Here is a 23,650-nt window from a genome sequence, read left to right as displayed (position 1 = left end):
TTTGATTTAGATTACGCGACAACGCGTAACGGTAACTTAAGGAACCACTATGAGTACAATTTGTCAGCAAGACTTTATTGATAGCATTGAAGATGCATTGCAATATATTTCGTTCTATCACCCACTTGATTTTGTTCAAGCTCTCGAAAAAGCGTACAACAAAGAACAAAGTAAAGCGGCTAAAGACGCCATTGCACAAATTTTAATTAACTCACGCATGTCGGCTGAAGGCAAGCGTCCACTTTGCCAAGACACCGGTATTATTACCTGTTTTGTTAAAGTAGGTATGGATGTTAAGTGGGATAAAACAGATTTAACCGTTCAACAAATGGTTGATGAAGGTACTCGTCGTGCATATTTGAATCCAGATAACCCTTTACGTGCATCTATTGTTGCAGACCCTGCTGGTACGCGTAAAAATACTAAAGATAATACGCCTTCGGTTGTGCATATTGATTTAGTAGCGGGTGGAAAAGTAGAAGTAATGGTTGCGGCTAAAGGCGGCGGCTCTGAAAACAAAAGTAAAATGGTTATGTTAAACCCGTCAGATGATGTTGCTGCATGGGTAGAAAAAACACTACCAACAATGGGTGCTGGTTGGTGTCCGCCAGGCATGCTAGGTATAGGTATTGGTGGTACGGCTGAAAAAGCAGCAGTAATGGCTAAAGAGTCGTTAATGGATCCGGTTGATATTCACGAGTTAATAGAACGCGGCGCAGAGACAACTGAAGAAAAACTGCGTTTAGAAATTTTTGATCGTGCTAATAAATTAGGTATTGGCGCACAAGGCTTAGGCGGTTTAACAACGGTTGTTGATGTTAAAATTAAAACAGCACCAACGCATGCAGCTTCAAAACCTGTAGTAATGATCCCAAATTGTGCGGCAACTCGCCATGTACATTTTACACTTGACGGTTCTGGCCCTGCTAATTTAAAAGCACCTAAGCTAGAAGATTGGCCACAAGTAACATTTGAAGTGGGCGAAGGCACACGTCGCGTTGACTTAAATACACTGACTAAAAAAGATGTTCAAGAATGGAAAATGGGTGAAACCGTTTTACTTTCGGGCACTATTTTAACAGGTCGTGATGCAGCGCATAAACGTTTGCAAGATATGATCAACTCAGGTGAAGGTTTACCTGAGGGCGTAGACTTTGATAATAAATTTATTTATTACGTAGGCCCTGTGGATGCGGTACGCGATGAAGCAGTAGGTCCTGCTGGCCCTACAACAGCCACTCGCATGGATAAATTTACCGATATGATGCTAGAAAAAACAGGCATTGTAGGCATGATTGGTAAAGCTGAACGTGGCCCTGCGACTGTTGAGTCTATTAAAGAGCATAAATCAGTTTATTTGATGGCTGTAGGCGGCGCAGCTTACTTAGTATCTAAAGCGATTAAAAAAGCGCGTGTTGTAGCTTTTGAAGATTTAGGTATGGAAGCTATTTACGAATTTGAAGTAGAAGATATGCCAGTGACTGTTGCAGTAGACAGTGAAGGCGCCAATGCGCATACACAAGGCCCTGCTATCTGGAAAGCTAAAATTGAAGAGCTTGATAGCAAGCTAAAATAACGTACGTTTTGTGTTTTTAAAAAGCGAGCCTAGTGCTCGCTTTTTTGTTTTTTTAAATAGGGTTATTAGTAAGTTTACAGCTCTGACCAGTTTGCGAAAAAGCTCACTTTTTACTGAAAACCTATAGGCAGCGGTACGTAGCGGCCAGGTAGCACTTGTATATTAAACTTTACATGCAACAATTGTATTACGTTCACGTAAACGTAAGTCGGTGTGGTTCTTATATTTATAGTATTTAAAACTTAAAAATGACGGTTTTGTAAATTTTTTATCTATATAAAAGTTTTAATTAGGTTATTTAATTTAAGCTTAATGTTTTCATTGGTTTTATCATCTGTGAGTATAGCGAACACGTATATGAAGTGATAAAGTCTCGGCAATTTCCAGCGCGCATACCCTCTCACGGGTTAACTATTTCGGAGTATTTTAAGTGGCTGTGTTTAATCGAGTTGAATTTGATAACCATGAACAAGTGGTTTTTTGTTCTGATGAAGAGTCGGGTTTAAAAGCAATTATTGCTGTACATAATACCAACCTAGGTCCTGCAGTTGGCGGATGTAGAATGTGGGATTATGCGAACGACGAAGATGCTGTTTATGACGTGCTACGTTTATCAAAGGGCATGACTTATAAAAATGCAGTTGCGCGCTTACCCTTTGGTGGTGGTAAATCTGTAATTATAGGTAACGCGAAAGAAATTAAATCTGAGCAATTATTCCGTGCATTTGGCCGCCAGTTAGAGCGATTAAATGGCAGCTATTACTCAGCAGAAGATGTAAACATCACATGTGCTGATGTAGCTATCATGAATAAAGAAACTAATTACGTACTGGGTCTTGAAGGTAAAAGCGGTAACCCATCGCCATTTACAGCATACGGTACGTTTTTAGGAATTAAAGCAGCGCTACAGCATCAACGCGGTCATCAAAATTTTGCAGGTGTGAAAGTGGCTGTTCAAGGTTTAGGTGCTGTTGCTTATGGTTTATGTAAACATTTACATGATGCGGGCGCTGAGTTGTTTGTAACTGATATTAACCAAGCTGCCATTGACCGTGTAGTAAGTGATTTTGGTGCAACTGCGGTTGGCATTGATAACATTTACGACTTAGATGTTGATGTTTATGCACCTTGTGCATTAGGTGCAACCGTTAACGATTTAACGATACCGCGTTTAAAAGCGACTATTATTGCAGGCTGTGCTAACAATCAGCTGGCAGAATCTCGCCACGGTGAAGTTATTCGTGAAAAAGGCATTTTATATGCACCAGATTACGTAATTAACGCCGGTGGTATTATTAATGTTTATTACGAAACAGCGCCAGATGGTTACAGTGCAGCAGCGTCTAATAAACATGTTGAAGGTATTTTTAATACGTTAACTGAAATCTTTGCCCGCAGCGAAAAAGAGCAAAAATCAACGCATTTAATTGCTGACGAATTAGCGCAAGAGATCATTAAAAACGGTCTGTAATTTAAGTTCTAATTTATATAAGGGTGTGCAATTGCACACCTTTTGTTTATCTGTAAGTTAATGCAATTGTTACTGAACAGCGGTACACTTTATTTTTAATTTTGTGCGGCAAATTATGACTCCCTCAACTTCTCTCATGCAGCCTATCGATTTAGATAATTGGCCTAGAAAGCAACACTTTGAATTATTTAAACACTTTTCTCAGCCTTATTTTAATGTGTGTGTGCGTTTAGATGCTCAAGCACTTTACGACTATTGCAAAACCAATCAATTTTCTTTTTTTCAAGCATATGTATATTGCACCTTAAAAGCGTGCCATGAGTACGATTCAATAATGCTACGTATAATAGATAGTAGGCCTTGGTTACTTAACAGTGTTCGCGCAAGTGTGGTTGAGTTGTCTGAAAACGATACGTTTGTTTTTAGTTATTTTAACAGCGCAAGCGATTTTAAAGAGTTTGCATATCATGCAAGTGACGTAAGCAAAAAAGCGAAATTACAGCCGTTATTTTCTGATGCATTTGCTCAAACAGAAGGGCAGGCCGACTTAATTCATATATCTGTTTTGCCGTGGCTGAATTTTAGTGCGTTTTCGCATGCATTTAGTGAAGGGGAGAGTTTAGGCATTCCTAAATTTGTATTTGGTCAGTTTGATAAACACACAGGTACAATACCTTTAGCTATCGATGTACACCACTCATTAATGGATGGTTTGCACGTAGCGAAATTTATAAACACATTGCAGGGTACATTTGACTCCTTTTGCAAAGGTTAACTTTAAACACGTCATTTAACGGCAGTGCAAGCAGTAATTAACCTGAACTCTGGATAATAAATCTATCTCAAGCAGCTATTTTTAGCGCTAACTGCGTTGAATTTACTTGCAATAGGCCCGCTATTGACGCGTAAATTCGCCTTGTTTTCACTAAAAATCTCTGGCTAGAGAAAATAAATTTAAATATCACCATGATCCAATACATTAGTAAATCTCTTAACCAAAGTTCAGGTTAAGTAATCTATAAGCAATGCGATGTGAATTACTTTATATTCAAATACATAACCTTATATGCTTGAAAAGCACATGTGCTGGACATATTTATATACCATACCTTAGCTCAGGAAATCCCCATGATAAATGGACTGTTAATTGTTGTTTTAATTCTTTTTGTGGTGATTTTCTGGCGTTGGCCATCAATTCAAAACCGATTATGGCGCAGTAAATATAAAGACTTTGCTTTAAATTCACAGCAAAAAGATATTTTACTGCGTTGCATGCCCATCTATAAAAAAATGACCGACGCTGACAGAGAAAAGTTAGAGCGACATATTACGTGGTTTTTAAACGAAAAACGCTTTGTCGGTTGTGATGGCTTAAGGCTAACGTCTGCAATGAAGTTAATTGTAGCCGCCGATGCGTGTGTATTAGTGCTTAATAAACCGTGGCCGTTATATAGAAATGTAAAAGAAATTTTATTATACCCAAGTGCTTATTATGCTCCGCAATCAACTCGCGATAGTGCAGGACTTGTGAGTTACCACAATACGGTAAGACTAGGCGAGTCATGGCCTGGCGGCACACTTGTACTCAGTTGGCATGACGTGCTTGAGGGTAATCGTTTACCAAGCGATGGACATAACCTGGTATTTCATGAGTTTGCGCATCAACTTGATCAGGAAACAGGTAAAACAACGGGTACGCCCATTTTAAAAAGCTCAGCAGATTACAAAGAGTGGGGCCGAGTATTTAGCCGTGCTTTCACCCAGTTAAAAAGCCATGTTGCTTATAGCATGCCACACGTTATTCACAGCTATGGCGCAACTAATGAAGCTGAGTTTTTTGCTGTACTCACCGAAACTTTTCTCGAAAAACCCGCAGAGCTTCGCCGATACGATCCTGAAATTTACAGTATGTTAGTTAATTACTATCAATTTGACCCTATTGTTTGGCATTAAACCTACATAAACCGCGCTTTATCATATAACGCTGGCAAGTTGCGTTTGTTTTTGTTGCAATCATGTGAAATAGTTTTTACTGCAACAATAACAAGCGAGAAACGCATGAAAAAAATGCTTCATACAGTATTAGCATTGTCGGTGTCATTAGCGATAGGGCAGGTAAATGCCGCCGAAAAAGACGAACAAAAATGGCAAGTAGATTCACCTAAAGGACAATTTGTTGACGCTGCAATTAGCGTTGAGCAAGGCACATGGATGAATATAGATGTTAGCCCTGATGGTAAAACCGTGGTGTTTGACTTACTTGGCGATATTTACACTATGCCAATGAGTGGTGGTACAGCTACAAAGCTCACCTCTGATATTGCATGGCAAATGCAACCTCGTTTTAGTCCTAGCGGCAAAAGTATTGCGTTTACCTCCGATCAAGGTGGTGGCGATAACATTTGGATAATGGACTTAAATGGCGAAAACCAACACGCTGTTACCGATGAAACCTTTAGATTACTAAATAGCCCTGCATGGAGTCCTGATGGCGACTACTTAGTTGCGCGTAAACACTTTACAGCTAGCCGCTCATTGGGAGCAGGTGAAGTGTGGTTGTATCACAAAGCGGGTGGCAAGGGCGTACAGCTTACAAAACGCGAGAACGATCAAAAAGATTTAGGTGAGCCAATGTTTTCACCTGATGGTCGTTATGTATACTTTTCGCATGATGCAACACCCGGTAAAACCTTTCATTATTCAAAGGATTCTGTAGCGGGCATTTATAAAATTAAGCGCTACGACCGTGAAACGGGTGAAATTGAAACCATAATCGATACGATGGGCGGTGCTATTAGGCCTACACCGTCACCTGATGGAAAAAAACTGGCTTATATAAAGCGTGATGATTTTCAAACTAGTCTTTATTTATATGACTTAACCAGCGGTGAGCACACTAAGCTTTACGATAAGCTTGAGCGAGATATGCAAGAAACATGGGCTATTCATGGTGTATACCCAACCATTGCATGGACACCAGATAACGAAGAACTGGTGTTTTGGGCTGGTGGCACAATTCACAAGCTAGATGTTGCAGAGAAATCTGTTAAAACCATTCCTTTTAAAGTGCAAACAAGTAAAAAAATTCAAAAAGCGGTGCGCTTTACACAAAACTTAGATACTGATGAGTTTGATGTAAAAATGCTGCGTAATGTGCAAGTAAGCCCAGATGGCGAAACGGCAATTTTTGAAGCGCTTGGACATATTTATAAACGTGATTTAGAGTCGGGTAAAATTAAGCGTTTAACAAAGCAAACAGATCATTACGAATTATTTCCACAGTACTCTCGCGATGGTAAAAAAATAGTTTACACCACATGGGATGATAACAAACAAGGGTCAGTGAGAGTTGTGTCTGCGCGCAGTGGTCGTGGTGATACAGTTACTAAAGAGCCTGGCAAGTACGTAGAGCCAACGTTTAGCCCAGATGGTAAAACGGTTGTTTATCGAAAAGCCACTGGCGGCAGTATTCTAAACCCTAAGTGGTCACTTAATCCGGGGGTTTATAGCGTAAGCGAAAAAGGCGGTAAAAGTGAGCTTATTTCAAAAAGTGGTTATCAACCACAATTTGGAGATGCAAACGATCGCGTTTTTATAATGAGTCCTTGGCCAAAACCAACGCTTAGCGTAGTTGAGCTTGAAAGTAAAAAAGTTCGCAAACTGTACGAGTCAGAACATGCGACAGAATTTAGAGTATCACCAGATGGGCAATACCTCGCTTTTGCTGAGCGATTTAAAGTATTTGTAACGCCGTTTGTTCAAAGTGGTAAAACAATTAATATTGGGCCTAAAGACAGTCAATTTCCAATAGAGCAGTTATCGGTACGTGCTGGTGAAAACATTAGCTGGAGTGCTAAGAGCAACACGCTTTATTGGACATTAGGGCCTGAGCTTTATCATGCAAGCCTTGAGGGGATGTTTGCCATTAACAAAGCCGAAGATGCCGACTTTAAGGTGAAAAGTGGCGATAATATCGGTTTCAGTAAAAAAATGGCAGAGCCTAAAGGCATGATTGCGCTCACTGGTGCAAAAATTATTACTATGGACGGCGAAAAGGTTATTGAAAATGGTGTTATTATCACCGATGGCAAGCATATCAAAGCAATTGGTACAGCCAGCGAGATAAGCATCCCTAAAGGTGCTGAGGTTATTGATGTAACAGGCAAAACAATTATGCCTGGTATTGTTGATGCTCATGCACATGGCTCGCAAGCAAGCGGTGAAATTATACCTGAGCAAAACTGGAAAAACTTTGCAGGTTTAGCGCTGGGTGTAACTACAATTCACGATCCATCAAACGATACCTCTGAAATATTTACCGCAAGCGAAATGCAAAAGGCAGGCATGATTGTTGGCCCGCGTATTTTCTCAACGGGTACTATTTTATATGGCGCAAATATGCCAGGTTATACGTCGCATATTGACTCGTTAGACGATGCTAAATTTCATTTAGAGCGCCTTAAAAAAGTAGGGGCGTTTAGTGTTAAATCGTATAACCAGCCACGCCGAGAGCAGCGCCAACAAGTTATTGAAGCAGGCCGTGAACTTAAAATGATGGTTGTCCCTGAAGGTGGCTCATTATTACAACATAACTTAAGTATGATTGTAGATGGACACACAGGTATTGAGCATTCAATCCCTGTAGAGAACATATACGACGATATAAAGCAGTTATGGTCGCAAAGTGATGTTGGTTACACACCAACACTTGTAGTGGCTTATGGTGGCATTTGGGGTGAGAACTACTGGTACGATAAAACTGATGTGTGGAATCACCCGCGTTTAAGTAAATTTGTGCCAAAAAATCAATTATTACCACGCTCTATGCGCCGCATTAAAGCGCCCGATCATCACTATAATCACTTTAATAACGCACGCGTTGCTGCTGAGCTGCAAGACCTAGGTGTATTAGTTAACTTAGGTGCGCACGGTCAGCGTGAAGGCTTAGGTGCACACTGGGAGATGTGGATGTTTGCACAAGGCGGAATGGCACCGCTTGAGGCAATACGTGCATCAACACTCGATCCGGCTAAGTATTTAGGACTTGATAAAAACGTAGGCTCGCTTGAAGTGGGCAAACTGGCTGATTTAATGGTTATAGATGGCGATCCGCTTAAAAATATTCGAGATTCGGATAAAGTAGATTACACCATGATCAATGGTCGACTATTCAATGCAGAGACAATGAATGAAGTGGGTAAAAAAGAACGCGAACCACTTTATTTTGAAGAACTGTAATTTATTTTAAACTTTGTTAAAGCGGCTACATAGCCGCTTTTTTTAGCCTTACACAACTTATAAAGCTTTATATTTTTGGCAAATAATGGATATAAAAAAACCGCTTAACGCGGTTTCTTTTAAAAATCATAAATGTTGATTAAACAACACCGCGCGGTAAGCGACAGTCATGATCTTTACGAGCTAAAATTACAATCCAAAGTTCTTCCGCTGTGTAACCTTCTTCATTTTCGGTAACAACAGTGAATGGCGCTTTTTTCTGTGCTTTAACAGGAGCAGCTGCTTTTGGTTTTTTCGTTTTAGTTGTTTTACCAGAGTTTAATTTTTTAGTAAGCTCTGCTACGTCAGCTAGGCGTAAATTTTTACCGCCATCAATGCTGTACCAACCAGGTTTGGTTGTGATTTCAGGTTTTTTACCATTGGCAGTTTCGTACGCTGCTTCAAAGGCAGATAACACTTCTGTTTTGTCTAGTTTGCTCATCAGAGACCCTATACGTTGTGAACACAGATAAAGAAGAGGTATTTATACCTATTTTAAAACAGTTTTTCAATTTTTTGCGATTTTCCTTCCATTTTAGGCCTATAAACGCCAAAATTTGCACAAAATTCAGTGCTAAGTAAGGTAAGTTGTATGCAACGTAGAGAATTTAACCAACTCCTAAATGACATTTTGAAACCTCATTTAATAAAAGATTTTTGCCCAAATGGTTTACAGGTCGAAGGTACAAACGAAATTAAAAAAATTGTGACGGGTGTAACCGCAAGTCAAGCTTTAATAGAAGCTGCCATTGAGCAACAAGCAGATGCTATTTTGGTTCATCATGGTTTTTTTTGGAAAGGGGAATCTCAACCAATAACGGGTATGAAAAAGCGTCGCATAGGCGCACTACTAGCAAACGATATTAATTTATTCGGCTATCACTTACCACTCGATATTCATCCAGCAGTTGGCAATAACGCACAACTTGCAAAGTTATTAGATATTGAAATTGAAGCAGGGTTAGAGCCAACTTCAAATAGCGTAGCAATGAAAGGGCGTTTAAAAACACCATTAAGTGGTGAAGATTTTGCAGATAAAATTGCAAAAGTGCTTAATCGAACCCCGCTCACAAGCTTAGTACGCTCAGCTAAAATAGAAACCATTGCACTGTGTACTGGTGGTGGGCAAGGATATATTGACTTAGCAGCAGAGCAAGGCATTGATGCTTATTTAACGGGTGAAGCATCGGAGCAGACAATTCATAGTTCTCGTGAGCAAAACATTGATTTTTTTGCAGCTGGGCATCATGCAACAGAGCGCTATGGTGTAAAAGCACTAGGTGAGTTACTTGCTCAAGAGCATGGTTTTGATGTGACATTTATAGACATAGATAACCCAGTTTAATTAGGCTATATAAGTTACAGCGCCTCTGGATCTATCCAGCGGCGCAAACTTATCCATATATTTCCTACTACTTCGTGACTGTATTGCGTAACCACAAGTAAAGCATGAGCATTGGGAATAAACTGCTTGCTCCATGGAAGTGCAGCAAAATTATGATAATCTGTGGCTGCGGTAACTACTTCAATACCTTGAGCATTAAATAAGTCTTTGGCACGGGGCATGTGCAGTACAGATGTTACTAGTGCAACTTTAAAGTCGACTAATTTTGATGCCAGTAATTTAGCTTCTTCACCTGTATCCATTGCTTTTGGATTTTGGAAAATACGGCTATTATTAACGCCTAAACTAATTGCCGTTTGATACATAAGCCCGCTATTAGTGGTATTTTTATAACCCCCGCCTGAAACGATAAGCTCTGCATTAGGGTAGTGTTTCGCCAGTTTTACACCTTCGACTAAGCGCGTTAGCGCACAATTACCTAATTGATTATTTGAACTTAAAGCCGAATTTGGGTTTATATCGCAACCTAGTACAACTATTTTGTCTATTTTTGGATGCTTTAGAGTATTAAATGCAAGCGACGCTGGTTCATTATTTTGGATAATTAAATTGGCGATAAAGGGTGTGCTCAATGCAAGTAATACAATTAAGCTTAAAGTAGACAAGAAGAGAGCTGATTTGCGGCCTTTAAATGCCAGTAGGAGCATCAGGCACGCAAATAAACCAAATAGAGGCAGTGGCATAAGTAAACCACCAATCATTTTTTTAATAACAAACATAAGAGTTAAACGCTGTAGAGTTAATTACAGCGATATTACTTATTATATTGATGATTATCGACCGTTATTTAGCTTACATGTATTTAAAAAGTGACGATAAACAGGGTTATCTTTCATGTCTTTTTTCATCGCTAAATACATAGGACGAGTAAGGCCAAGAGCGCCCAGAGGAATTGATTTAATTAAGCCTTGGCTTTCATAAGGTGTAACTAGCCAATCAGGTAAAGCGGCAACGCCCATGCCGGCACTTACTAGTTGAAAAATAAGTAATCCTTGGTCAACCGTTTTTAATGTACCGTCAAAACGTGCATTTTGAATGAAATGCTTAAATATATCTTGGCGTTCTCGCGGGATAGGGTATGAAATAATAGTTTCGTTTTTTAAATCAAGCGCTGTTACATACGCTTTTTTAGCAAGTTCATGATCCGGTGCCACAATAAGCTTCAATTTAAAATCAAATAAGTGCGCGTATTCTAATGTGTCGGGTTCGCGTATGTCAGACGTTAAAACTAAATCGAGCTCATCGCTTAGTAAGTCAGGAATAGCGTCGTAACTAAAGCCACGTTCATAATCAATTTTTATATCAGGCCAAAAGTTATTAAATTCTTTAATAGTAGGTAATAACCAATGAAAACATGCATGGCATTCCACGCTCAAACGTAGTTGAGAAATAGGCTGGTTTAAGCTTTCTTTTAAACGACATTTAGTCGCTTCCATTTTTGGCAATATTTCGTGAGCTAATTCAAGTAATAGCATTCCCTGAGGGGTAAAGCGGACTGGTTGAGTTTTACGCTCAAATAATTGGCAATCCAATTTATTCTCTAAATCTTTGATTTGATGAGATAAAGCAGACTGTGTCAAAAATAACTCTCGTGCTGTATTAACCAAAGATCCTGTTTCTTTTAGGGTTGCTATGGTTTTTAAATGTTTAATACCAATCATCTTTAAAAATTCTCATGGGAAAAGTGAGTTCAGCTCAGATTAATTACATACTACGCCTATATAAAAAACGTTTCAACGTCTAGATGGCTAAAGTTATGCGTTTTATTGCAGTTTATTGCTATGAATCGTGAAAATATTAGAGTTAGTAATGATAAAAGTCATTTGAAAACTGGTTTGATGAGTTTTAGATGAGTTTGCTTCATGTTGTATTTTAAATATAACGATTGCTGTGCGTTTTAGCTCAGCGTGAGTTTTAACCATGCTGATAACGGTATGAGGTGAGGTTTGTTGAATGCTTACTTTAGATTGTGCTTTAAAAAATAGAGTCGTTTTGCCTTATAGCTTAAGTTTAGCCCAATGGGAGAGTATATGCGTAATACCTAAGCCAGCGACCTACTCGCTGGCTCTTTTTATAAGGGTTTATTAATTAGTAATATGGCTTCTTTGGCAGTAACAGGTTTTGATTTTAAAAAGCCTTGACCATAGTCGCACGCGGTGGATTGCAAAATAGTTAATTGCTCAACTGTTTCTATTCCTTCAGCTACAACTTCAAGTTTTAATGATTGCGCAAGTGATAAAATGGCTTCAACAAGTGGGTTAGTAGAATCCTGTAGATGGTCAATAAAGCTTTTATCTATTTTTAAAATATGAATAGGCAGTTGGTGCAAGTAGCCTAGTGCTGAATAACCTGTTCCAAAATCATCAAGACATAATTTTACTTTTAAAGGTGAAAGACCTTCAATTATTTGAGTGGCGAGTTCTAGATTTTCTATTAAGCCAGATTCGGTAATTTCTAAGCATAAAGAACCAAGAGGTAATTGGTACTTATTATAAATGGAATGTATTTGCGCTACAAAATCGAGGCTTGCAAAGTGTCGTGACGATACATTAACGGTGACTTTTAAAAAGCGATGGCCTTGTTGGTGCCAATTTGAAATATGCTGGGCCGCCAAATCAAGTAAATGTAAATCAAGATTTATAATTTGCCCTGTAGTTTCAGCTATCGGTATAAAGTCATTAGGGGGTACAAACCCTTTTGTAGGGTGATGCCAACGAACAAGTGCTTCAAAGCCGATAACTTCACTGGTAGTAATTGTGAAAATTGGTTGAAAATAAAGTTCAAACTCGTTGTGTTCAATACCGTGTTGTAAGTCGTTTTCTATATCGGCATGGGTTTTAAGTTTTTTACGCATCGTGTTATTAAAAAACTTTACCTGACCACGTCCGGTTGACTTAGCTTCATACATAGCGGCATCGGCTTGTTGCAGTAATATATAAGCTTTGTCGTTTACGTTATCTGTATAGGCAACCCCAATACTCGTTGATGCTTGGAGTAAGTGGTTATCTATATTTAAAGGTTTTGATAATGCGTTTTTAATGCGGTTTAAAGCTTCATTAACTTGGTTTTTATGCGTGATGTTTTCCATAAAAATTGCAAATTCATCGCCGCCTAAACGTGCAAATGTATCCGTGCTTCGTACTGTACCTTTAATCAAGTCGCATATTTTTATAAGGAAGTGGTCCCCAACTTCATGCCCGAGCGAATCATTAATACTTTTAAAACGGTCAAAGTCTAGATACAACAGGGCATGGCTAGTACTCTTTTTAGCACGCGTTAAACGTAAAATAGCATGTTTTATACGTTCAATAAGTAGTGAGCGGTTAGCAAGGCCTGTAAGCTCGTCATGTAATGCTTTGTGCTCAAGTTCTTGGCGGGCTAATTGCCTATCAATTGCCATACTTATTTGGCGACTTACATACGTTAGAAGAGTACTATCGTGTTCGTTGTAATGCAGTGTTTTATCGTAGCTTTGTACAACGATAACCCCGCTTATACGATCACTTGTTTGAAATGGAACACCTAACCAAGACTCAGATTGCCGACCTACCATTTTAAAATCACCGTTATTAATGTGACTTTGAAAGGCATTTTTGTTGAGTAATAGGGTTTGCTCTGTTTTTAGAAGGTAATATGAAGCGGTGTCTTTAAGTTGTTCTTTAGATATTTTTTGATGGGTTTTAGTGTTTATACCTTCTTCGACTATATAAACGAGGTCAAGTATATCTACTTTTTTGTCGTATAGAGCGATAAAAAAGTTATCGGCTCGAAGTAAGTTATTTATGATTGAATGCAAGGCTTTAAAAAATGTATCTAGGTCATTCGCTTTGTAAGTTAGGTTAGCTATTTGTAATAAGCTGTTTTCTAATTTTTGTGCATTGTTGAGTTGCTCAACTGTTTTTTGTAAGTTGTTTACTGTATTAACCTGGTTAATCTTGGCACTGAGTAAGTGAGCAACTGTTGTAAGAATTTCAAGGTGTGCATTGGTAAAATAACCTTTGATTGGGTGCTCACAATCAATAACACCTAAAACTTGTTCTTTATATATAAGGGGAACACATAGTTCTGATTGAGCAGGGCGTTCATCAGCGATATAACGGCTGTCTTTCGTTACATCGTTAATAATTACCGCTTTTCCGGTCGTTGCAACTGCGCCCGTTATACCTTCACTAAAACGTATTATTTTACGTTCCGCTTGATATTTGTCCCGCGCGTGTGCAATACCCATTGATGCAACTTGGTTTAATGTATTTGCATTATTGTCAGCTAGATATATGACACAATCAACAAACCCTAAGCGATTTACAACGTGTGTTGTAACATACTCAAACAATTCTTCTAATGTATCGAGTTGCAATAGACTAGATGAAAATTGATTAATGATACTTAGTTGATCAGTTTTTATCTCAAGCGCTCTAGTCGCATCAGTTTTATAAGACATAGGCAATTTATATTATTCTTGTTATTTTTAAATTCACAGTTAAGTTAACCTAATCTTGGGTTTTTGTACAAATTAAAGCGATGAGTGGTTTCAATACTCTGTAAAGTTTTAATATAGCGAGTTTTAATTAATCATAAATCATTACAATAAGCTAATAGCATTGAATTTGCTCATTGTGCTTTTAAATAGTACCTCAGTAATTTTATCCATATAAAAACTTTATTTTTAATAAAATCTTTACTCGAAAACATCATATGCCTATGATCGGATAAATTCAGCCGTGGAACAAAGTAATGACAAGTAATAATACAAACTCTGTAACAACCCTTACTATCACTCGCCCTGATGACTGGCATGTACATTTACGTGATGGTGACCAGTTAAAAGACACTGTACGGGATATTAGCAGGTACATGGGCCGCGCTATTGTTATGCCAAACCTTGTTCCGCCAGCAACGTGCACAGATACGGCATTGTCGTACAGAGAACGCATTATGTCTGCAAATCCACAAGGCAACTTTGAGCCATTAATGGTTTTGTATCTCACGGATAAAACTACACCAGATGAAATAATAAAAGCTAAAGCGACAGGTAAAATAGTAGCAGCTAAGCTTTACCCTGCTGGCGCTACCACTAATTCTGACTCGGGTGTTACATCAGTAAAAAATATTTATCCAGCTTTAAAGGCAATGCAAGAAGTAGGCATGTTGCTGTTAGTGCATGGGGAAGTGACAGATTCGTCGATTGATATTTTTGACCGTGAAAAAGTATTTCTGGATACAATTTTAGGAGATGTAGTAAATGACTTTCCTGAGCTTAAAATTGTACTCGAGCATATTACGACTAAAGATGCAGTAGAGTTTGTAGTTAATGCACCTAGCAATGTAGCGGCAACAATTACAGCGCATCACTTGCTTTATAACCGCAATCATATGTTAGCGGGTGGAATTCGCCCACATTATTACTGTTTGCCAATTCTCAAGCGTAACATTCACCAGCAAGCATTAATGGCTGCAGCAATAAGTGGAAATAAAAAATTCTTCTTAGGAACTGACTCTGCACCACATTATAAAGATAAAAAAGAAGCAGCTTGTGGGTGTGCTGGTGCATACACGGCTCATGCCGCTATTGAATTATATGCTGAAGCATTTGAGGATGCAGGAGCTTTGGACATGCTTGAAGGGTTTGCAAGCCACTTTGGCCCTGATTTTTACGAATTGCCGCGTAATACAGATACAATTACATTACAAAGAAAACCGTGGAAAGTACCTGCAAGTTATACATTGGGCGACTCTGAAGTTGTGCCTATAAAGGCTGAAAATACAATGGATTGGTCTGTCGAATAACCAATAATATATTTAAATCTAAAGCCGCTTAATTTTTAATGCGGCTTTTTTGTTTGTGCTTTTGATATTATTGAAGCGTAATTCGACGACAGGGTGGTTGTAGGTGGCTTTTGATCTCGCTTACAGCAATAAATATTACAATAATACTTATAGTTTTTTGCTTGTAAATTAGTCAGTTAAAGGCGATTTAAAACAAATTTATATTTTTAAGAAATAATTCCTAATTAATAGAGCGAAAAAAAATATAATGTGTTAATCTTACCTTGCTTTGAGTTTTTATGTATTGAATTTACGGATATTGTGCTGCGTTTAAGGTTACCGGTTAGGTTATTACTTGTTCCTGTACTGTACCTCCATATTTTTGAGCATTGACTCAGGGAGGATATTGCCATAATAATATGGCTGAATTTTAATTATTGACTTACAGGAAAATTTAGTATGTCGGTTACTGGTAAAGTAAAGTTTTTCAACGAAGCTAAAGGCTTTGGTTTCATTGAACAAGAAAATGGTCCTGACGTGTTTGTACATTTCAGCGCAATCACTGGTTCTGGTTTTCGCACTCTTAGCGAAGGTCAAGCAGTGACATTCAGCATCAAACAAGGTCAAAAAGGCCCTGAAGCTGAGAACGTAGAAGCAGCATAATTTATTATGTGAACTCTAGTTCATCTTGGTGAAGCAGGTTTCTGTTTCACCATAATTCCCCTTCCTTAAATCTATTTATTTCACACCTCAAATTCTCCTTTTTTTAAACTTAAAAAACTACTCAAACATTCTATCTTTGCAAAGCTAAACAACTAATAATCTAACGGACAAAACAATCCTCTAATACTTTTAAAAACCATTCATAAGAATTTATTCAATGGGCCTGATACCAGCTTAAATAAAATCGATGCTCAATATCAATCCATGCAAATTCTGTTTCAAGCTTACTCTGTGTGACGAAGGCTACTCATTGATAAGGGCTTCTAGGTGCTTCTATTACTTTATTATGTGAACGTAAAGCTTCATTTATAGTGTATTACTAATAAAGTAGGGTAACTCTTCATGATTAACTTAATTACTGAATTAACCTTAACGTTAAAATAGTATTAAAGAATACTTTAAAGCGGTAAATACAACCTGTTTAATTATCAAAAGCTTTTATGCTGCTAAAAGAAATGCATTGTTGAGTTTATTATTACTATTTATGGAAAAACACGTTTTAAAATAGTTTTAAAAGTAACGTATATAAAGCGTAAGTATCCGATATTAAATATTATCCAGTGTTGTTTTTTTGTGCGACAAATGGTTTGTTTTTTCAGATGAAGTGTAACTGAGGCGATAAAACACGATAAAATCGTGTAAAAAATAACTTTTGTTATATCAATTTATATTTTTTTTAGTTTTTTTTCAGTGCGAATTCAGCTTTAGCTAAATGTTGCAATAATGTTGTTTTATGTCAGTGCAATGCGAATAAATACACCCCTTAAAAGGCTTTAATAGAAATATTAAGAAAAAGCTTCGTTGCAATAATGTTAACTGTTGTGGGCTGGTACTTTCGTTTAAGCATTAACTTAGCTATTTATTTACTGAGATTAGTAAACATCAAGTTGACAGCGCTAATTGCATTTAGCATTATTGGAAGGTTGATATCTATTAAAAGATATCAGGGTTGTTCTCCTCGGAGGATAATTAAATTATAAAAGTAACATTACTTAATTGGTTGGGAACTATGTCTGTTAAAATCAGAAAGAGTCTTGTAGCAACTGCGTTGGTTGGCGCATTTGCATTTGCAAGCAGCAATGTGATTGCAGATCCTTTGAATGACGTGCAAAAAGCAGGTCAACAAATTCAAAAGGCTGCGGTTAAGTCTCAAACTAAAATTGACAATGTATATGGTCAAACTCAGGAGCTAATCGCTGAGTACCGTAGCGTTGTTGATGAGACTGAACTTATGAAAGTGTATAACGATCACGTGTCGCGCTTGGTTGATAGCCAAAACGCTTCAATTGAATCGTTTGATCGTCAAATCGCGACTATTGATAACACTAAACAAAACGTTGTGCCTTTGATGTATCGCATGATCGATACGCTTGAGCAATTCATCAAAGCGGACGTTCCATTTAATCTTGAAACGCGTTTAGGACGTGTTGAAAGACTACGTGAGATCATGGTTTCTGCGTCTGTAACGACGTCTGAAAAATTCCGTCAAGTACTTGAAGCTTACACTATTGAAACAGCATACAGCTCTCTTGTATCTGCTTCACAAGGTACTCTAGAAGTTGATGGTAAAAGCATTAACGTTGATATCGGTCAGTTAGGTCGTATCACTTACGTTGCTCAGTCTTTTGACTTGAAACATGCTTGGGTGTGGGATAACAACACTAAACAGTGGAAAGAATTAGGCGAAGAATACCTAAAACCTGTTAAAGAAGTTATTCGTATGGCGCGTAAGCAAGCGACATTAGAACTTGTTAAACTACCTATCTTTGGCGCGGAGTAATCAATAATGAAGAAACTATTTAAAGGTTTTGCTGTTGCAGCAGTACTAACTGTTTCTGCAGGTACCGCGCTTAATGCACATGCAAATACTGGAGCTCTAGATAAAATTCTTGAGCAAGTAAAGCAAGAGCGTATCTCTGAAGGTAAAATCAATAAGCAACGTGAGCAAGAGTTCTTATCAGAACGTGCTGACAAGCAAGCATTACTTAACAAAGCTAAAAGCCAACTTGCTTCTGAGAAGTCTCGTGGTGAAAGCTTAGCTAAGCAATATGCACAAAACGAAAATACGCTAGCTGAAAAAGAAGCAGCTCTTCAAAGTGCCCAAGGTACTTTAGGTGAGATGTTTGGTGTTGTACGTCGTGCAGCTCAAGATGCTATCGGTTCTATCGAAGCGTCACTAGTTAGTGCTGAAAAACCAGGTCGCGCTGAAATCTTACGTTCGTTAGCAGCTGCTAAAGAACTTCCTACAGTTCGCGAACTTGAAGAACTTTGGATTTCACTTCAAACTGAAATGACAGAATCAGCTAAAGTTTCAACTTTTGAAACTGAAGTTGCTGGTCTTGACGGTAACCCGTCAATGAAAAAAGTAACACGTATCGGTAACTTTAACTTAGTTACAGACGATGGTTACTTAATTTATTCACCAGAGACTAAGTCTATCCAGCCTCTAGGTAAGCAACCAGACGGTTATATCTTAGACGGTATCACGGCTCTAGAAAATACATCACCAGATAACTACGCTGGTGTTTACATAGATCCGACTCGTGGTGCTATCTTACGTATCAACACTCAAAAAGCGACCCTTATGGAATACTTCCATCAAGGTGGTGTAGTTGGTTATATCATCACGGCTTTACTTGGCCTAGGTATGCTAATTACTCTAATCCGCTTTGTTGACCTTACACTTACTACTAGTAAGATTAAGAGCCAGCTTAAAAATGTTGCTACACCGAATACAAATAACCCACTGGGTCGTATTCTTAAAGTGTACCATGACAACAAGAACCAAGATGTTGAAAACCTTGAGCTTAAACTTGATGAAGCGATTCTACGTGAAACGCCACGCATTGAAGCTGGTATCAATATAATTAAGATTCTTGCTGCAATCGCACCGTTACTAGGTCTACTAGGTACAGTAATCGGTATGATCTTAACGTTCCAAACAATCACATTGTTCGGTACGGGTGATCCGAAGATCATGGCAGGTAACATCTCTCTAGCACTTGTAACTACAGCGCTAGGTCTAATTGCTGCATTACCACTAATTCTACTTCATGCTCTTGTAGCTGGTCGTAGTAAGTCGGTATTACACATCCTTGATGAGCAAAGCGCGGGTATCGTTGCTACTCACGCGGAGAAGGAGAAAGCCTAATGCTAGTCCTGATGGAGATATGGGAATCTATCAGGGATTTTGTTGGCACAGGCGGCCAGGTTTTATACGTGGTCGCGATAGCACTCTTTCTTATGTGGGTTTTAATGATTGAGCGCTATTGGTTCCTACTTGCAGAATTTCCTCGCACAGCGAAAGAAATTGTAGCAAAGTGGGATGCCCGCCAAGACACTACGTCTTGGTACGCACACAGAATCCGTGAAGCATGGATTTCTGAAGCGTCTGAAAAATTAGATCAGCGTATGTTGTTGATTAAGACATTAGTAGCTGTTTGTCCTTTAATAGGTTTACTTGGTACTGTTACTGGTATGATCTCGGTTTTTGAAACCATGGCCAACCAGGGTACGGGTAACGCACGTTTAATGGCATCAGGTATTTCAATGGCAACAATCCCAACAATGGCTGGAATGGTTGCGGCACTATCTGGAGTATTTTTTAGCTCACGTCTTGAGACAAAAGCTAAAATGGTGAAAGCCAAACTTATTGATAGTATGCCTCATCACTAGAGAGAGAATTAAATATGGCACGTAAACAACGTTTTCGTGAAGAAGAAGAAGCAGCGGTTGATATGACGCCAATGCTTGACATCGTATTTATCATGCTTATTTTCTTTATCGTAACTACATCGTTCGTTAAAGAGGCTGGTATCGAGGTCAATAAACCTAAAGCGGCTCAAGCTACTAAGCAAAAAAATGCTAACATTTTTATTGCTATTCGTAGTAACGGCGAGATCTGGATTGATAAACAGCAGGTTGATGTTGAACGTATTTCAGCAAAAATCGAAAGTTTATTAGCAGAACAACCTACTGAAGTTGTAATTTTGCAAGCTGATAAAGAAGCAAAACACGGCGTAGTGGTTAAAGTTATGGACCAGATTAAAGCGACGGGTGATAACCTGAGAATTTCAATAGCTGGAGATCAGTAATGATTCGTTTTCTGTTTTCACTGATTGCAGGTGGGGCAGTTACTTTCGGCTTGTTCTACTTCATGGCATTCCTCATCTCTGGTGGGGCTGACCGTAATACGGAACAAAAAGAGCAGATCATAGTCGAAATAATGACGAATCCGCCTGAATCTAAGGTGCAGGAGAGGAAGCGTGTACCGCCTCCTCCTCCGCCACCGCCAAAGCAGCCGCCTAAACCGCAGCCGCCACAGCCGGAAAATAATAATCCAAATCCTGGTGCTATGTCATTTAATATGGGAAGCATTGATGTTGGTAGTTCGGCAGGTGGACTAAGTGGTCCTGGTGCATTTGGACGAGATGGTGATGCGACACCTATCGTTCGTATAGAACCAAAATATCCAACGCAAGCAGCACGTGATGGTAAAGAAGGTTGGGTTCAACTTTCATTCACAATTGATGAGCTAGGTGGAGTAACTGACGTTGAAGTAATTGACGCAGAACCGAAACGTATCTTTGACCGTGAAGCTAAACGTGCACTGCGTAAGTGGAAGTACCGTCCTAAGATCATTGACGGAAAACCACAGAAACAACCAGGTTTACAAGTTCAATTAGACTTTAAACTTAACCAAGGCAACTAAGGAGGCGAGTAATGAGAAATTTTTCTAAAGTAACTGCTCTTGCAATTCTTATGTCTGTGTCGGGTGCTACTTTAAGTGCATCTGTTTTAGCAGCGCCGGATTACGCAAAGATTGAAGAGCGTAAAAAAGCAAAAACTAAAATCATGGGCGAGCGTACTGGTAAAAAAGTAATTAAAGCATTTGATTTGTACAACGAAGAAAAAGTTGATGAAGCAATTGTTTTGCTTAGAGAAATCGAGCCTTCGAATGACTTTGATAAAGCGACCGTAAATCGTTACTTAGGTAGCATGTACGCTCAAAAAGAAAAGTATGACGAAGCGATCAAGTACTCTAAGCAAGCCGTTGCACCTGATGTTTTAAACTTTGCTGATCAAGAACAAACTCTTAAGTTGTTAGGTGACTTATACGCTGGTACAGAAAAGTTCCAAGAAGCTAAAAAAGCATATGTAGCTTGGATGGACTTTACCGGTGAAGAGGACCCTACGGTTTATACACGTATTGCTCAAGCTAACTATCAGTTAGAGCAATACCGTGATGTTTTTGAACCAGCAGATAAGGCAATAAAACTTCAAAAAGAGCCTAACAAAGGCCCTTACCAATTAAAACTTGGCGCATACTTTGAGCTTAAAGATTATGCAAACATGGTTAAAATTGGCGAAGAAATTGTTCGTGTATGGCCTGATGATAAAAAAGCTTGGGTTAGCTTAGGTAAATATTACCTACAAACTGAAGATTATTCTAAAGGTTTAGCAACTATGGAAGTTGCATACAAGAATGGTTACTTTGAAAATGAAGTTGAGTATAAAGTCTTATCTAACTTTTACTCTCTAAATGAGATCCCTTATAAAGCAGCTGTAACGCTAGAAAAGGCCATTAAGAGTGAAAAAGTAGAACGTACAAAGCAGAATGTTAGCGCGATTGCGAGTAATTACCATCGTTCTAAAGATTTAGAAAAAGCTGCTAAGTACTACGAAGATGCTGCTAAATTTGATGACGACGCTGAGCTTTACCGCAAAGCAGGTTCATTACTTTTACAATCTGAAAAATTCAGTGCTGCTATTGTTCGCTTGAACAAAGCATTAGAGCTTGGCTCTGACAAAAAAGGCACAATTTATTCAGATTTAGCTGAAGCGTATTACTACCAAGGTAAGTATAAGCAAGCATATGCTGCAATTACTAAAGCTATGGATGACCCTCGCACACGTAAGTTTGCAAAAGGTTGGTCTACATATATTAAAGATAAAGCCGCTCGCAACGGTGTTAAAATTTAATTTTAATTAGCTTAAGCAACTTATAAAAAGCCCCTCTGGGGCTTTTTTTATTGGAACTACTATGTATAAAAAGCTCTTTTTATCATCACTACTGTGCCTATTTTTAGCTGCATGTTCAAAGCAGCCTCAACCTTATGAGTCGTTTGAGGACGCACAAGTCGCTTTAAAAGCTTTAAACATGGCGCTTGTACAAACAGGTGCTACTAAAGGCAATAACATTGAAAAAGATCAATTGGTTTTCTCTGATGCTTACTTAACAAAACGCCATACTATTTATCAGAGCCTAATGGGTATGGAGCTTAATCTAAATCAAATTGCGCAAGTAAACTATTTGGTAATTGCAGAGCGTTTCCCTGAACGCTACTTTAATTGGCCAGCCCAAGTAAATGTTTTAGAAAACATGCTCGCTTTTGAAGGCTCAAAAAACACACCGGATAATGTTATTACTTGGCTCAAGTTAACCCAAGATACCCTAGACAGTGCTCAACAAAGCAATTTAAAGCTGAACAAGGTTGAACTTACATTGTTACAAAGCTATGTATTAAGTGCGATAGCAAGTAACCATGTTCAACCAGCGCTTAAAAGCCATATAAGAGCTTTTAGCGATTATTTAGCTAGTTATAAGCCAAGAGGAAGTGTGGGTCTAAGAGGTCTGCCAAATGGCACTCAGTGGTATCAGAGCAAACTTAATTACTTTAGTGGCGAAGTACATTCACCGTTAGAATGGGTTACTCTTTTAAACGAAAAAATAAAAGTATTAGATCGTGTTGCATTCGACAGTAAGCTGCCAACTTCTCACCAAAAATCGTTTTTAGTTCAGTATTTATCTGATGAAAAATTAATAGAAGGCTTAGATTGGCAGGCTAACTATCAAGACTTACCTGCAATGGCGAGCGCTATGGATATGTCTAATAAAGATAAAACATTGATGCTTGCGATGATGGAATCAGATATAGGTATTCACTACCATGCGTGGACTTTGCCTCAAGCAAAGGTAAACCTTATAAAGCGCCTACAAATTAGTCCAGAAGAGGCCCAGTACTTGGTTGAAGATATAATTCTCTACCCAGGGCAATCATTTAGCTTTATACAACACATTATATAATGATTTGAAAGTGCGCTTATTGTGCGCACTTTGTACACCGTTGAGTTGCGGGGTCTAGTTCAAGTGACTTAGCTGATATTTTTTCTTCACAATCACAGCAGTAGCCATACTGGGCAATTTCTATTTGACTTAGTGCGGCTTCTAGTTTGGTCATGCGACTGATTAAAAGTGCATACTCAGGGCCTAACTTCTCTGCTGCGCAGTCTAACCATTCATTATTTGCTGTATCAGCTAAAATTTGTATTAAATGGTGATGTGCAGGGTAAGCTGATTTAGAAAGCATGGTTAATATATTTAATTTAACTTGTGCTATTTCATCGTTAAGTCTTTTTTGATGATGCATTA

General features: G+C 38.5%; 20 protein-coding genes. 15 read left to right on the top strand and 5 right to left on the bottom strand.

The annotated features are described in order from the left end of the window. Positions 1–49 precede the first annotated feature (49 nt). The 5 genes from H5126_RS08835 (at position 50) to H5126_RS08815 (ending at position 8,285) form a co-directional block, all read left to right on the top strand. Positions 50–1,576, top strand: a complete 1,527-nt coding sequence (locus H5126_RS08835) for a fumarate hydratase (RefSeq protein ID WP_165742758.1) — start codon at positions 50–52, stop codon at positions 1,574–1,576. A 430-nt stretch (positions 1,577–2,006) separates the two neighbouring features. Next, positions 2,007–3,047 carry a Glu/Leu/Phe/Val dehydrogenase gene (locus H5126_RS08830; protein ID WP_024595520.1) on the top strand — a complete coding sequence of 347 codons (1,041 nt, stop codon included), beginning with the start codon at positions 2,007–2,009 and terminating at the stop codon, positions 3,045–3,047. Positions 3,048–3,183: 136 nt separating this feature from the next. Continuing rightward, positions 3,184–3,822, top strand: a complete 639-nt coding sequence (locus H5126_RS08825; RefSeq protein WP_182720093.1) for a CatA-like O-acetyltransferase — start codon at positions 3,184–3,186, stop codon at positions 3,820–3,822. A 353-nt stretch (positions 3,823–4,175) separates the two neighbouring features. Next, positions 4,176–5,000 carry a M90 family metallopeptidase gene (locus tag H5126_RS08820; protein WP_002961680.1) on the top strand — a complete coding sequence of 275 codons (825 nt, stop codon included), beginning with the start codon at positions 4,176–4,178 and terminating at the stop codon, positions 4,998–5,000. Between the two features lie 105 nt (positions 5,001–5,105). Continuing rightward, on the top strand, positions 5,106–8,285 hold the full coding sequence (locus H5126_RS08815) for an amidohydrolase family protein (RefSeq protein WP_182720089.1): 3,180 nt from the start codon (positions 5,106–5,108) through the stop codon (positions 8,283–8,285). Positions 8,286–8,424: 139 nt separating this feature from the next. On the opposite strand, the gene H5126_RS08810 is transcribed toward H5126_RS08815, so the two are convergent. After that, on the bottom strand, positions 8,425–8,766 hold the full coding sequence (locus tag H5126_RS08810) for a hypothetical protein (RefSeq protein ID WP_002961684.1): 342 nt from the start codon (positions 8,764–8,766) through the stop codon (positions 8,425–8,427). Positions 8,767–8,916: 150 nt separating this feature from the next. Between H5126_RS08810 and H5126_RS08805 the strand changes: the two genes are divergently transcribed. Further along, the gene (locus H5126_RS08805; protein ID WP_182720088.1) at positions 8,917–9,669 is read left to right on the top strand and encodes a Nif3-like dinuclear metal center hexameric protein; all 753 of its coding nucleotides are present in this window, start codon (positions 8,917–8,919) and stop codon (positions 9,667–9,669) included. Between the two features lie 14 nt (positions 9,670–9,683). On the opposite strand, the gene H5126_RS08800 is transcribed toward H5126_RS08805, so the two are convergent. From H5126_RS08800 to H5126_RS08790, 3 genes are all read right to left on the bottom strand, one after another. Next, positions 9,684–10,448, bottom strand: a complete 765-nt coding sequence (locus H5126_RS08800) for a YdcF family protein (RefSeq protein WP_182720087.1) — start codon at positions 10,446–10,448, stop codon at positions 9,684–9,686. A 54-nt stretch (positions 10,449–10,502) separates the two neighbouring features. Beyond that, entirely contained in the window at positions 10,503–11,390 is an 888-nt protein-coding gene (locus tag H5126_RS08795; RefSeq protein WP_002961689.1) for a LysR family transcriptional regulator, read from the bottom strand. A 410-nt stretch (positions 11,391–11,800) separates the two neighbouring features. Next, positions 11,801–14,170 carry an EAL domain-containing protein gene (locus H5126_RS08790; RefSeq protein WP_182720086.1) on the bottom strand — a complete coding sequence of 790 codons (2,370 nt, stop codon included), beginning with the start codon at positions 14,168–14,170 and terminating at the stop codon, positions 11,801–11,803. 293 nt (positions 14,171–14,463) lie between these two features. On the opposite strand from H5126_RS08790, the gene pyrC reads away from it, so the two are divergent. From pyrC to H5126_RS08745, 9 genes are all read left to right on the top strand, one after another. After that, positions 14,464–15,516, top strand: a complete 1,053-nt coding sequence (gene pyrC / locus H5126_RS08785; RefSeq protein ID WP_182673530.1) for a dihydroorotase — start codon at positions 14,464–14,466, stop codon at positions 15,514–15,516. Between the two features lie 438 nt (positions 15,517–15,954). After that, positions 15,955–16,158 carry a cold-shock protein gene (locus H5126_RS08780; protein ID WP_002961702.1) on the top strand — a complete coding sequence of 68 codons (204 nt, stop codon included), beginning with the start codon at positions 15,955–15,957 and terminating at the stop codon, positions 16,156–16,158. 1,069 nt (positions 16,159–17,227) lie between these two features. After that, positions 17,228–17,998 carry a DUF3450 domain-containing protein gene (locus H5126_RS08775; RefSeq protein ID WP_024590812.1) on the top strand — a complete coding sequence of 257 codons (771 nt, stop codon included), beginning with the start codon at positions 17,228–17,230 and terminating at the stop codon, positions 17,996–17,998. A 6-nt stretch (positions 17,999–18,004) separates the two neighbouring features. Next, positions 18,005–19,369 carry a MotA/TolQ/ExbB proton channel family protein gene (locus tag H5126_RS08770; protein WP_002961707.1) on the top strand — a complete coding sequence of 455 codons (1,365 nt, stop codon included), beginning with the start codon at positions 18,005–18,007 and terminating at the stop codon, positions 19,367–19,369. Then, complete coding sequence (locus H5126_RS08765) at positions 19,369–19,893, top strand: MotA/TolQ/ExbB proton channel family protein (protein ID WP_002961709.1); 525 nt, start codon at positions 19,369–19,371, stop codon at positions 19,891–19,893. The genes H5126_RS08770 and H5126_RS08765 overlap by 1 nt, the downstream gene beginning before the upstream one ends. Before the next feature lie 14 nt (positions 19,894–19,907). Beyond that, positions 19,908–20,312, top strand: coding sequence for a biopolymer transporter ExbD (locus H5126_RS08760; protein ID WP_002961710.1), 405 nt, complete (start codon positions 19,908–19,910; stop codon positions 20,310–20,312). Then, complete coding sequence (locus H5126_RS08755) at positions 20,312–20,929, top strand: energy transducer TonB (protein WP_024603667.1); 618 nt, start codon at positions 20,312–20,314, stop codon at positions 20,927–20,929. Before H5126_RS08760 ends, H5126_RS08755 begins: the two co-directional genes overlap by 1 nt. 11 nt (positions 20,930–20,940) lie before the next feature. Beyond that, positions 20,941–22,200: a lipopolysaccharide assembly protein LapB gene (locus H5126_RS08750; RefSeq protein ID WP_002961712.1), complete on the top strand. Its 1,260-nt coding sequence runs from the start codon at positions 20,941–20,943 to the stop codon at positions 22,198–22,200. A gap of 61 nt (positions 22,201–22,261) precedes the next feature. Further along, on the top strand, positions 22,262–23,305 hold the full coding sequence (locus H5126_RS08745) for a hypothetical protein (protein WP_182720085.1): 1,044 nt from the start codon (positions 22,262–22,264) through the stop codon (positions 23,303–23,305). 16 nt (positions 23,306–23,321) lie between these two features. Here H5126_RS08745 and H5126_RS08740 read toward each other — a convergent pair whose 3' ends face one another. Next, positions 23,322–23,648, bottom strand: coding sequence for a conjugal transfer protein TraR (locus H5126_RS08740; RefSeq protein WP_182720084.1), 327 nt, complete (start codon positions 23,646–23,648; stop codon positions 23,322–23,324). Positions 23,649–23,650: the final 2 nt, after the last annotated feature.

The sequence above is a fragment of the Pseudoalteromonas sp. SG45-3 genome, assembly GCF_014164075.1.
GTDB lineage: Bacteria > Pseudomonadota > Gammaproteobacteria > Enterobacterales > Alteromonadaceae > Pseudoalteromonas > Pseudoalteromonas distincta.
This window is presented reverse-complemented; position numbering and strand designations above follow the sequence as displayed.